General features: G+C 63.0%; 10 protein-coding genes. 5 read left to right on the forward strand and 5 right to left on the reverse strand.

The window, feature by feature from the left end:
- From Q0105_RS12005 to Q0105_RS12025, 5 genes are all read left to right on the forward strand, one after another.
- Positions 1-935: CysB family HTH-type transcriptional regulator (locus Q0105_RS12005; RefSeq protein WP_298212042.1), on the forward strand; the 935-nt coding region annotated here is incomplete at its 5' end.
- A gap of 18 nt (positions 936-953) precedes the next feature.
- A complete protein-coding gene (locus Q0105_RS12010) occupies positions 954-2,120 on the forward strand; it encodes a pyridoxal phosphate-dependent aminotransferase (protein WP_298212043.1) in 1,167 nt (388 codons plus the stop codon).
- A gap of 253 nt (positions 2,121-2,373) precedes the next feature.
- A complete protein-coding gene (locus tag Q0105_RS12015) occupies positions 2,374-2,865 on the forward strand; it encodes a sigma-70 family RNA polymerase sigma factor (protein ID WP_298212045.1) in 492 nt (163 codons plus the stop codon).
- Between the two features lie 51 nt (positions 2,866-2,916).
- Positions 2,917-4,032, forward strand: coding sequence for a FecR domain-containing protein (locus tag Q0105_RS12020; protein ID WP_298212047.1), 1,116 nt, complete (start codon positions 2,917-2,919; stop codon positions 4,030-4,032).
- 133 nt (positions 4,033-4,165) lie between these two features.
- Entirely contained in the window at positions 4,166-6,403 is a 2,238-nt protein-coding gene (locus Q0105_RS12025; RefSeq protein WP_298212048.1) for a TonB-dependent receptor, read from the forward strand.
- A gap of 252 nt (positions 6,404-6,655) precedes the next feature.
- On the opposite strand, the gene Q0105_RS12030 is transcribed toward Q0105_RS12025, so the two are convergent.
- The 5 genes from Q0105_RS12030 to rsfS all read right to left on the reverse strand — a co-directional run bounded on the left by Q0105_RS12030 (position 6,656) and on the right by rsfS (position 12,679).
- A complete protein-coding gene (locus Q0105_RS12030; RefSeq protein WP_298212050.1) occupies positions 6,656-8,572 on the reverse strand; it encodes a DUF3857 and transglutaminase domain-containing protein in 1,917 nt (638 codons plus the stop codon).
- A 378-nt stretch (positions 8,573-8,950) separates the two neighbouring features.
- A complete protein-coding gene (gene rng / locus Q0105_RS12035) occupies positions 8,951-10,441 on the reverse strand; it encodes a ribonuclease G (RefSeq protein WP_298212052.1) in 1,491 nt (496 codons plus the stop codon).
- Positions 10,442-10,599: 158 nt separating this feature from the next.
- Complete coding sequence (locus Q0105_RS12040) at positions 10,600-11,214, reverse strand: Maf family protein (RefSeq protein WP_298212054.1); 615 nt, start codon at positions 11,212-11,214, stop codon at positions 10,600-10,602.
- A 95-nt stretch (positions 11,215-11,309) separates the two neighbouring features.
- Positions 11,310-11,777, reverse strand: a complete 468-nt coding sequence (gene rlmH / locus Q0105_RS12045) for a 23S rRNA (pseudouridine(1915)-N(3))-methyltransferase RlmH (RefSeq protein WP_010458753.1) — start codon at positions 11,775-11,777, stop codon at positions 11,310-11,312.
- Between the two features lie 65 nt (positions 11,778-11,842).
- On the reverse strand, positions 11,843-12,679 hold the full coding sequence (gene rsfS, locus Q0105_RS12050; RefSeq protein ID WP_298212059.1) for a ribosome silencing factor: 837 nt from the start codon (positions 12,677-12,679) through the stop codon (positions 11,843-11,845).
- Between the last annotated feature and the right edge of the window lie 11 nt (positions 12,680-12,690).

The raw sequence follows: 12,690 nt of genomic DNA on the forward strand, positions 1-12,690 counted from the left end.
TGCACCAATTCCGCTTCGTTCAAGAGGCTGCGCGCCGCAACCTCAACCTGACCGAAGCCGCCAAGGCGCTGCACACCTCGCAGCCCGGCGTGTCCAAGGCCATCATCGAGCTGGAAGAAGAACTGGGCGTGGACATCTTCGCGCGCCACGGCAAACGCCTCAAGCGCATCACCGAACCCGGCCAGCATGTGCTCAAGAGCATCGAGGTCATCATGCGCGAAGTGGGCAACTTGAAGCGCATCGGCGAGCAGTTCAGCGCGCAGGACAGCGGCACCCTGAGCATTGCCACCACCCACACCCAGGCCCGCTACGTGCTGCCCGTGCCTGTGGCCCGCCTGCGCGAGGCCTACCCCAAGGTCAACGTCAGCCTGCACCAGGCCACGCCACACGAAGTGGCACGCATGATCATCGACGAGGTGGCCGAGATCGGCATGGCCACCGAATCGCTGGCCGACTACCCCGAACTCGTCACCCTGCCCTGCTACGAATGGCAGCACGTGCTGGTTGTGCCCACCGACCACCCGCTGGCACAAAAGGAACGCATCGGCATCGATGACCTGGCCCACGAGGCCCTGATCACCTACCACCCCTCCTTCACCGGGCGCGGCAAGATCGACCAAGCCTTTGCCGCACGCAAGCTGCAGCCGCGCATCGTGCTCGAAGCCATCGACTCCGACGTGATCAAGACCTATGTGCGCCTGGGCCTGGGCATTGGCATCGTGGCCGAAATGGCCATGCGCGACGACCCGCTGGGCGACCTGGTGGTGCGCCCCGTGGGCCACCTGTTCGGCCAGAGCGTGGCCCGCGTGGCTTTCAAGCGCGGGGCCTACCTGCGCAACTTCGTCTATAAATTCGCCGAACTGCTCAGCGACCGCCTGAGCCGCGAACTCATCGCCCGCGCCATGACGGGCCATGTCAACGACTACGAGCTGTAACTTCTTCGCTGCCAAGCCATGACCCAAGCCACCGCCCACACACCTGCATTCCCTAGCAAGCTGCCCCATGTCGGCACCACCATCTTCACCGTGATGTCGGCCCTGGCCGCCGAGCACAAAGCCGTCAACCTGGGCCAGGGCTTCCCCGACTTTGAATGCGCCCCCGAGCTGGTGGATGCGGTCACCCAGGCCATGAAAGCCGGTCACAACCAATACCCGCCCATGCCCGGCATTCCTGCGTTGCGCGAGGCGGTTGCTATCAAAATAGCAGCACTTCATGGCCGCCAATACAGCGCTGGTACCGAAATAACCATCACTGCAGGCGCCACACAGGCCATCATCACCGCCATCCTGGCCATCGTGCACCCCGGCGACGAAGTCATCGTGCTCGACCCCTGCTACGACAGCTATGTGCCCAACATCGAGCTGGCGGGTGGCAAGGCCGTTCGCGTGCCTCTCACGCCCGGCAGCTTCCGCCCCGACTTCAGCAAGATCAGCGCCGCCATCACGCCACGCACCCGTGCCATCCTCATCAACAGCCCCCACAACCCCAGCGCCACCATCTGGACCGCCGAGGAGATGCGCCAGCTCGAAGACCTGCTCGCGCCCACCAACATCCTGCTCATCAGCGACGAGGTGTACGAACACATGGTGTTCGACGGCGCCGAGCACCAAAGCGCTGCGCGTTTCCCGGGCCTGGCCGCACGCGCCTTCATCGTGTCGAGCTTTGGCAAAACCTTCCACGTCACCGGCTGGAAGATCGGCACCGTGGCCGCGCCCGCCGCCCTCACCGCCGAGTTCCGCAAGGTGCACCAGTTCAACGTGTTCACCGTCAACACGCCCATGCAACACGGCCTGACCGCCTACCTGCAAGACCCCACGCCCTACCTGCAGCTACCGGCCTTCTACCAGGCCAAGCGCGACCTGTTCCGCCAGGGCCTGGCAGGCTCACGCTTCAAGCTGCTGCCCAGCACCGGCAGCTACTTCCAGTGCGTGGATATTTCTGCCGTGAGCGACCTGAACGAGTCCGACTTCTGCCAGTGGCTCACCCGCGAGGTGGGCGTGGCGGCAATTCCGCTGTCGGCGTTTTATGGCGACGGGTTCGACCAACGCGTGGTGCGCTTTTGCTTCGCAAAGAAGGACGAGACGCTGCGCGCCGCGCTGGAGCGGCTGCGCAAACTGTGAGCTGAACATGCTTGCCTGCCGCTCAACGATGCCGCCTGATTGACCCAGGAGGCGGCATCACTGGTCATTGATCAGTGGCCGCAACACCCACACATATCACTTCCAGCCGTACGGTTTGATATGAGCAGATGAACGGCATCGTGGATAATTGAGAAATATTCTCATTCAATACGTCGTACACCGCAGACCAGCTGCCGCCAGTCTCCCCACCTTTTCACGGTGCTCGGCTGTCGTCAAACATGTGGGTTCTGTCGTGCTGGAGCGCTATCGCCGCGAATTGCTGAATTTCCTCTCCCGCCAGGTGAGCGACCGCCATGCAGCGGCCGATCTGGCGCAAGAGAGTTTTGTCCGTGTGCTACACGCTCAGGCGTCGGGGCAAGTCGTTGCGAACATGCGTGCCCTGCTCTACCGGACCGCGCGCAATCTGCTGATTGACCAGCACCGCCGCACCGAGGTGCGGCGCCACGACCCGTTGGACGCGCTTTCCGAAGACCAGCATCCACCGGCCCCGCCGCATCTCCAGCCTGAAGAAGCCCTGACCTCGCAGCAGGTCATCCGGGCCTACGCGGCTGCCATCGATGCCTTGCCTGCGCGCTGCCGCGAGGCTTTCGTGCTGCATGTCTTCGACGGGCTGGGCCATGCACAGATCGCCCAACACATGGGGATCTCCGTCTCGATGGTGGAAAAACACGTGGCACGCGGCATGGTGAGCTGCAAGCTTTGCGAACGCAGACTACGGGAATGAGGAAACCGCTTTCCGATGCGTCTACAGTCACAAGAGCCCGCCCAGCGCCCCATGCCCCAGTCCCCGCCAACCCTCCATCGCCCCTGCGCCCACGCCGATCCGGCGATAGAAGAAGCCGACACGCGCGATTTCGAGGCTTTTGCACAGGCGCAAGACGCCCTGGACATCGAGGCAGCCCTGTGGGCAAGCCGCCGCCGCAATGGGCTGGATGCGCAAGGAGAAGCCGCGTGGCAATCATGGCTGCACGCCGACCCGCTGCACGCCGCAGCCTTTGACGGCATGAATGCCACCCTCGAGGACTTGCAGCAAGGGCCCAGGCCGTCGCCGCGCCTCACACCAACCATGCCTGCTGCGCCCGGCCCTGCCAACCCAGGCCGGCGCCAATGGCTGCATGGCCTGTTTCCACAGGCAGCCATGGCGGGCATGGCCTGCGTGGCGCTCACCGGCGGCTGGCTGGGCTGGGAGCATTGGCGGCAAATACCTGTCTTCGACAAAACCTATGCCACGCTGCGCGGCCAACAGCTCATCGTCACGTTGCCTGATTCAGCGAATGCGGGGGGCCGCAACGGGGGAAGCAAGGTTGAACTGGACACCGCCACCCGATTGCAGGCCCGCTTGTACCGTGACCGGCGCGAGATCCATCTGATAGACGGCCAGGCCATGTTTTCGGTGCATCCCGATGCAAAGCGACCCCTTCATGTATGGGCGGGCCCGCTGCGCATCACGGTGGTGGGCACGCGGTTCTCTGTCCGGCACACAGCCTCGGGGCTGAACGCGGGGCACACCGTGGTTTCGGTGGAAGAAGGCCGCGTGCGCGTGGCCAACGCCAGCCTGAGCGAGCCCTCCGTAGAACTGGCCGCTGGCCAGACGGTGGTGGCCGACGGCAATGGCCGCATCTCTGCAGTGGCCACAGTTTTGCCTTCGACCGTTGCCGCCTGGCGCGAAGGGCGCATCAGCTTCGACCAAACGCCGCTGGGCGATGCCGTGGCCGAATTTCAGCGCTATGGCCTCACCAACCTGGTGGTGCTTGACCCCGCCGTGGCCGCCCTGCCCGTGGGCGGCAGCTACAGCCTGCGCCAATGGCAGCACTTTGCCGAAACCCTGCCCCAGGTACTGCCCGTGCGGCTAGTGCGGCGTGGCGCAGTCACGGAAGTGGTGGCGCAATAGCGAAAAATTTTCGTCAACACCTTCGCCTGCGACGTGAGGAATGGGCTCGGGTGCTGCGTCTTCATCGGTAGAAGCGGGACCGCGCATGTGGTGCGGCTCCTGAATTTTTCGCTCAACCGAGGAGATTTTTCCCATGTACCCATCGCTGCCGAAGAAGCAGTTTTCCCCCGCCCCTATGGCCCTGGCGGCTGCCCTGGCCATCACCCTGGGGCATGCGCCACGGGTGCATGCACAAAGCGGCGCCGTGGCCGCAACGGCCCCGGTGCCGCTGAACATTCCGGCGCAGCCGCTGGGGCAGGCTCTCAATGCGCTGGCCAAACAGGCCAATCTGCAAATGGCGTTTCCGGCAGCGCTGGTGGCAGGCAAGTCGGCCCCGGCCGTGTTGCAGCCCATGACCGTGAAGCAGGCGCTGAACCAGTTGCTGGCCGGCAGTGGCCTTGTCGCCGAGCTCAACGGAAACAAGGTGCTGATCAAGGCCGACAGGATCCCGATGAGCGACAAGGAGTTGCCTTCAGTGGAAGTGGTGGACACGGCCCTGGAGCATCCGTCTCAGCGTGTTGGAGCACAGGCGCGCGAGGCCTTCACACGCGGCCGCTCTTCGTCAACCACCAGCGGCAGTGCTCTGAGCGACCTCAGCCCGGTCAACAAAGGCGATGCACTGCGCCACAGCACGACCGGCTTCGTGGGCGGGCCAGGCAATGGCGACCGCTTCGGCGGCGGCACCAATATCCGTACCTTTGGCGACTGGGGCGCCGCTGAATCTATTGCCGGCCTGCCAGCGTTCAAGTCAGCAGGCGGGGACAGCAGTGGCTTTGCAGGCTCGTTTCTGCCCTCCATCTCAATCGACAACGTCCACGTTCACAAGGGTGGGCATGGTGTGGGCTTTGGCGACGGCACCGACGGCGGCGTGATCGAATACAACATCAAGTCTGGCCGCAGCTACGACAAACACAAGGCCATCACGTTCGACGCCAGCAGCGCGCGCGAAACCCTCATCCAGGCCGAGACAGGACACCACACCAAACAAGGCGACTACTACCTGGCTGGCAGCAGCCTGTACGGCAACTACAAACGCGAGCCCGAAAACCTGCAGCGCCAGAAGGTCACAGGCATGCTGGGCAACTTTGGCTGGAACTTCAGCGACACCATGCGCGCCGAAGTGCTCGTCGCCGCGGATTCAAGCCAACCCGACATCATTCGCAACGGTGCACTCCAAAGCCTCACGGCCCGCCAGTCGCTGGCCAGCACCACGCTGAACATCGCGCTGGGCGAGCACCGGGGCCTTCGCCTGGGCTACCTGCACAGCGGCAGTCGCACGCAATGGCCCGCACGCAACCGCGACCGCAGTATCAACAACGACATCGCCTTTGCCGAACACAGCCTGGCCACGGCACTGGGCCAGGGCCTGCGCTACAACGGCACGCTGGGCCTGGAATACAAGCGCACCGAGTATTTGCGCGACCGCCAGTGGGTCAACCACTTCAACGATGTTTCCTTCAAATCGACCAACACCCTGACCGTGAACGACAACCTGGGGCTGACCGCCGGGGCGCGCCTCATCCGCCTGCGCAACGACATCGTGCTGGGCGGCGTCCAACAACCCCAGAACCTGAAGGACAAGCAGGTGCTGGCCTATGAGCTGGGTGCATCGCACAACGTGACAAAAAGCACCCGCGTGCGCGCCGTGGTGGCCACCGGCTTCAACCGTTTCTTCGAAAAATACGGCAACTTCGGCACCGATGTGCTCAACCCGAAGGGCGCAGGCGACGACGTGGTCGAATCGCGCACGCTGGAGGTGGGCGTCAAGCATGCGCTCACGCCCCGCAGCCACATCGACCTGGCGGTCTACCGCATCACACAAAACGGCGTTCCGCGCCGCAACGCGGGCGCGATTGAAAGCATGAAGGTCGAGCAAAGCGGGGCAGAACTGGAGCTGAAGGCACGCCTGCTGCCCACGCTGCAACTGGGCGCGGGCTACACACGCGTGCTCTCGCTAGAGGCCACGCGCGCCAATGGCCGCCAAGTCAACGGCAACATTTATTGGGACGGCCAGACCACGGCCGTACCCAAGCACCAGGCCCACCTCCGCCTGGACTGGCGGCCTGTGAACAACGTCGGGCTGTGGACGGCAGCGTTCTTCTCCAGCGGCTACGAGTCGGTGCGCGCCGATGGCTCGGTGACCGAAAACGATGGCTTCACCCGGCTGGACATCGGCGCCTCCTGGGCTCTGAACCCACGCTGGCTGCTGCGCGCCAAGATCGAGAACCTGACCGACGAGCGCCACTTTGGCTCCGTGGTCAAGGGCGTCTCGGTGCCCGACCAAGGCAAGCTGGGCCGGGTGTTCTGGGTGGGGGCGGACATGTCTTTCTGAGCTGCATCGCACAGTCCTTGTCCAGCAAGTGCTAGCAAATATTGATTCGATAGCACAAGCAGCATGGGCTGTATCGCTCTGGACTGCCTTGTCGGCCTGCGCACAGCCGCTGAGCGTTTCGCCAAAAGGTCCAGGCGATCAAGGTGGTGGGCGGGGTCAGGCGGAACAGGCTGACTCCCACTGGGTACCGGCGCGTACGTAGCTTCACCGTTCTGCCGAGCGTCGCCAACAACATGCGACGGCACCCAAGTTTTAGCGGGCCTTGCGTTTGTAAAAAATCTGCTCCTGCAGGTTCTCCGCTATGGGTTTGACCTCAGTATTCCATTGCACCAGAGACTCAACACTGCACACCCCGTCGAGGGTGGAATCCTTGACCTCCCGGATCACCTTGAAGCCTGTCTTCGTCCGTTGATAGGAGCTCGAAAAATTCAGTACTTTTTGCCTAAGCCTGAGATTGGCTGGAACCTTTGTAAACGTTACGCCAGGAGCCAACTCGAGTTCGTACACTTCATAGCTGCTGTAGCCAAAACACGTACTGCGGCGGCGAGGAGTTACGTCCTCGTGCCCGCCCGCAAGGCGGGAAATCGACAGAGGCAACGAGACGACTGGACTGATGCTGAAGGCGCCTTGCGTGCTCGATGGAAGATAATTATCAATATCGAAGGTGATATTGAACCCATATTGATCCGATAACAGCTTGGCATCGGATATGTCGCCTTTGTCCAGCGTTCCTTTGCCCTTGAACCCGGATCCAGACAAGACCTTACGCACGAAATCACGTTCGCCATCGCCCTGAAGGTTACGCATGTAGTTGCGCAAATAGGCAGCCTGAGCTCCCTTGATATCCGCACGCAGGGTTCCGGTCGCACTGCCATTGGCTGCCAACTTGAGCGTCATATGCATCCGCTGTTCCGTGTTTCGAGGGTCGCCTGCTGGGACCTGGGCCAAGGCCTTGTCCGTCCTCACATGAATGACCGGCTTGGCATAGGCATCCTCGGGCAGGTATCCAAACGGAATCTGCTTGGCCGTGGCATCTGCATACAATCCAAAATCAGGCAGATAGTTGATGACATGGTTCACCGTGGAAACCACTGGTGTGGCTGGTAGGTCATAAAGGCTGCCCGCATTAATCAGCACTTGCTCGCTGCGCACGCCCGCAGCGGCAAGCAGCGCCTGCAGTAGTGTCGCGTGGTCTTTGCAATCCCCCATCTTGTTGTCCAGCACCACGTCCAGATCCCGTGGAACTACCGCGCCGACTCCGATGCAGTTGCCCCCGTAAGTGATATTGGTGGACACCCATTCGTACAGCAGTCTGGCTCGCTCGCGCGGCGTGATTTGCTTGCCAACGATCGACTCAGCCAGTGCCTGAATCCGCGGCGTTGGCTGAGCCTTCGGCAGAGCACGATCTCCATAGGCTTTGGCTATGCTCTCGTAGTCCGGGAACGTACTGGCCAACAGTACGGGTTTCTCTTCGAGACGCCAAATGCCGGAGTCTGCTTCATCCCATTTTCGTGGCGTCAGGTTTTGATAGCGCCATTGCCGCACGGCCGTTTCCCCTTCGGCAACGGCGGGCTGTTCCTGCAGATCATGAACTTCGACGCGGAGTTTCAATTCTATGGGGGCACGGATGGTAATGCGCGTGTCCTGGTGCACCCCATAAGGGGAGAAGCTCTGCACTGTCGAGAAAGCCCCGGGAAACATCGGAACCTTGTCATCAATCTTGTACGTCACTCCAACGGAATCACCCACCGCCACATCAGGAAACACCACCGAGATGCGCGATCGATCCGAGAACATTGGCTTATTGCCATCTCGACCATCACTGACTTCTGTCTGGTAGTTGTTGGGTGGAACCACGATCCGCCGACCATCGGGCTTCTCGGTGAAAGCCTCGACGATCTGTCCCTGCTGAATACTGCTGCTGTAAGAGAACGAAAACGACTTCATCCGTTCAAGCGCACTGGCATGGACAATCTGATTGACGGTAGCATAGGTCACGGACGACTTTCCATCAGCCGCAACGTCATAAGTAGTGTGCCATTGCTTGGAGACCACAGGCACCGAGGACGTGTCGGGCGATTGGGCCACAGCCCCAACACACGACAGTGCAAAAATTCCAGCCAACAGACCACGGGTATGCCAACGCCATCCCTGCGCAGAGTCGCTCATGTTCTCCCCCTCAAAAACTGTTGATGTTCAATAGCTCCGGGAGTCCGAAGCCTTGCAGATCCCATCGGATGTTAAGACAAATACCATTTGCTGCCGGATTAGCAGTCTAGGCTGTACAACGCACAGCCCGTTCCTCCGCCACCCGGAGACACGTCTTCAACGAAGCTGGCGCGAGCACCTCGAATTCAACATTGGGTGCCATCAGTCAGTACACAAGCGAATCATGGGCGTCACATTCCAACTGGCGCCGCTGACCGCTACCGAGCACATGCCCCCCGGCAGACGGCTGAATGCGGTACCCCATCTCCGCGTGGCGCACGTGCAGCACCATGCGCGCCAGCTCAGGGCAAGGCGCAACGGCCAGGGAACGTGGGGCGGCTACAGCAGCACGATGTCGTATTGCTCCTGCCCCATCGCGCTTTCGGACTGCAGCGAGATGGGTTTTTTGATGAAGTCCGAGAGCCCTGCCAGGTGCTGGCTCTCTTCATCCAGAAACAGCTCCACCACCCGCGCCGAGGCCACCACGCGGAATTCGCGGGGGTTGAACTGGCGCGCTTCGCGCAGGATCTCGCGCAGGATGTCGTAGCACACGCTGCGCGCGGTCTTCACGCTGCCCTTGCCCTGGCAGGCCTCGCAGGGCTCGCACAGCATGTGGGCCAGGGATTCACGGGTGCGCTTGCGCGTCATCTCCACCAGGCCCAGTTGCGAGAAGCCGCCCGACGACATGGTCTTAACCCGGTCGCGCGCGAGCTGCTTCTTGAACTCCGACAGCACGGCCTGCTGGTGGTCCTCGCGCACCATGTCGATGAAGTCCACGATGATGATGCCGCCCAGGTTGCGCAGGCGCAGCTGGCGGGCAATGGCCTGCGCGGCCTCCAGGTTGGTCTTGAAGATGGTGTCGTCAAAATTGCGCGCACCCACGTAGCCGCCGGTGTTCACGTCGATGGTGGTGAGCGCCTCGGTCTGGTCCACGATGAGGTAGCCGCCGGATTTCAAATCGACCCGCCGCCCCAGGGCCTTGGCCACTTCTTCGTCGATGGAGTACAGGTCAAAAATCGGGCGCTCGCCTTTGTAGTGCTGCAGCTTGCCTGCGGCGGCGGGCATGAACTCCTGCCCAAACGCACGCAGGCGTTGGAACTGCTCCATCGAATCCAGCCGGATGGTCTGCGTGTGGTCGCCCACCAGGTCGCGCAGCACGCGCTGCAGCAAATCCAGGTCCTGGTGCAAAAGCGACATAGCGGGCAGCTTGAGCGAGGCCTCCTTGATGCGCGCCCAGGTCTTGCGCAGGTAGGCGATATCTTCGGCCAGCTCGGCGTCGGTGGAATCTTCGCCATTGGTACGCAGAATGAAGCCGCCGCCCCCACCCGTGGCCTTGTCGCCCACCAGCGCCTGCAGCCGCGCACGCAGGGCGTCACGCTCGGCAGGTGGGATTTTCTGCGACACGCCCACATGGTCGTCCTGCGGCAAAAACACCAGCAGGCGGCCCGCAATGCTGATCTGCGTGGACAGGCGCGCGCCCTTGGTGCCGATGGGGTCCTTGATGACCTGCACCATGAGCGCCTGGCCCTCGAACACCTGCTTTTCAATCGGCACCTGGGGTTCGTTCTTGCGCGCAAAGGCAGGTGGCTCGCCGTCTGGCTGGCGCTGCCACACATCGGCCACATGCAAAAAGGCGGCGCGCTCCAGCCCGATATCGATAAAGGCCGACTGCATGCCCGGCAGCACGCGCGAGACCTTGCCCAGATAGACATTGCCCACCAGGCCCCGCTCCAGCGTGCGCTCGATGTGCAGCTCTTGCACGGCGCCGTGCTCCACCACGGCCACGCGCGTCTCCTGCGGCGACCAGTTGATCAAGATGTCTTGTTGCATGGCGTTTTTATGTTTTGTAGTGGTCTCAGACTGAGAGGGGCGGATTCGCGGCAACCGACAACCGTTTGGGCTGAGCTTGTCGAAGCCAGGGCGCCCTTCGGTGAAGGCCCTTCGACAAGCCCAGGACGAACGGCTTCATAGAACATCACGAATTCTGACTAGATGGCGAAGCCCGCCGCGCGCAGCAATTGCGCGGTCTCAAACATAGGCAGGCCCATGATGCCCGAATAGCTGCCCGCCAGGTGCTCCACATACGCCGCCGCCCGGCCCTGGATGCCATAGGCTCCGGCCTTGCCCAGTGGCTCGCCGGTGGCAACGTAGGCATCGATCTGCGCGGGCGTCATGGCGGCAAAGGTGACGCGCGACACCGACAGTGCCGCCAGGCGCTTTGCGCCCACCTGCAGCGCCACGGCGGTGAGCACGCGGTGCTCGTGCCCCGCCAGCTCGGCCAGCATGCGTGCGGCGTGTTGTGCGTCGTCGGGTTTACCGTAGATGGTGCGGCCCAGGGCCACGGTGGTGTCGGAGCACAGGATGGGTGCATCAGGCAAACCCCGGCGGGCGCGCCGGGCCACGGCGGCATCGAGTTTGAGGGCGGTGACACGCTCCACGTAGGCGGTGGGCGCCTCGCCGGGCAGCACCACCTCGATGGCCTCGGCGTCTTCGGCCTCGTCGCCGTCCACATTGGGCAGCAGCAGTTCGTGGCGCACGCCCAGTTGTTCCAGCAGTTGGCGTCGGCGCGGGCTTTGGGAGGCAAGGTAGATGAAGTCGGGCATGGACAGATTTTGATAAAAATCGGCTCTAGCGCTTATTCATCAAGCGCTAGCAGCTATGAAAAGTATAGTAACCCACACACACCCCGCTTCAGCCCTCATTCACGGTGGTAGGGGTGCCCGGCGTTCACCGACCAGGCGCGGTAGAGCTGCTCGATGAGCAGCACGCGCACCATGGCGTGGGGCAAAGTCAGGTCCGAGAGGCGAATGCGCTCGTGCGCGCCCTGGCGAAAGGCCGGGTCCAGCCCGTCGGGGCCGCCGATGACCAGGGCCACATCGTCGCCGCCCAGTTGCCAGCCCTTCAAGCGCTCGGCCAGGGCCTTGGTGGTGAGGTTGGTGCCGCGCTCGTCCAGCGCCACCACGCGCGTGCCACGCGGGATGGCGGCCTCGATGCGCTCGCGCTCGGCGGCATAGAGCGTCTCGAGCGTCTTGGAGCCGCGCGGCTCGGTTTTGACGGCTTTCAGCTCGACCTTGAGCTCGGGCGGAAAACGCTTGGCGTAGTCGTCATAAGCGGTTTGCGCCCAGTCGGGCACCCGCTGCCCGACCGCCACGATCAGCAGCTTCATGGTTCAACCTGGGTGTATGAGAGGCTGGCTGCCGCAGCACAAGATGCGCGGCGCAGCCCCACAGATCAGCCCTTGCGGGCCGGGGCCTTCTTGGCGGCAGGCTTCTTTGCAGCGGGCTTGGTAGCTGCCGCCTTGGGTGCCGACGCAGGCGCTGGCTTGGCGGCGCTACGTGCTGCACTGCGAGTTGGGGCGGCCTTGGAAGTGGCGGGCGACTTCTTGGCCGCTGGCTTCTTGGCGCCCACGGGCTTGACCACCAATGTCTTGACGGGGGTCTTGGCAGCTGCAGGCTTCTTGGCGCTGGTCTTGGCCGCAGCCTTGGCGGGCGCTGCCTTGGCCGTGGTTTTGGCGGCAGGCTTTGCGGCCGTTTTGGCTGCGGTTTTAGCAACGGCCTTGACCGTGGCTTTGCCCGAGCGGGCGGCCGCCGTGGGGGCAGCGGCTGCCTTCTTGGCGCCCGACTTGGCAGCCTTCTGGGCCGATTTCTTCTCGGCCAGCTCGGTGGCGGCGCTGGACACAGGCTTGGCCGCGCCCAGCTTCAGGCGCACAGGCGTGTCGCCCCACAGCTCTTCCAGGCGGTAATACTGGCGAATGGCGGGCTGCATGATGTGCGCCACGGCGGGGCCGCAGTCCACGATGATCCATTCGCCGTTGTCTTCGCCTTCGATGCGCGGCTTGGAGAAACCGGCTTCCTTGACCGCATCGCGCACGCTGGCGGCCAGGGCCTTGGTCTGGCGGTTGGAGGTGCCCGATGCCACGATCACCCGCTCGAACAGCGGCGAGAGATGCTCGGTGTTGAAGACCTGGATGTCTTGCGCCTTGACGTCCTCCAGGCCATCAACGATGGCGCGCTGGAGTTTGGTGACGTCTTTTTTGGCGGAGGTTTCCGATTTGGTGGAGGTGGTCATCAGGCGGTGAA

This window comes from Acidovorax sp. (assembly GCF_027492855.1).
Lineage (GTDB): Bacteria > Pseudomonadota > Gammaproteobacteria > Burkholderiales > Burkholderiaceae_C > Acidovorax.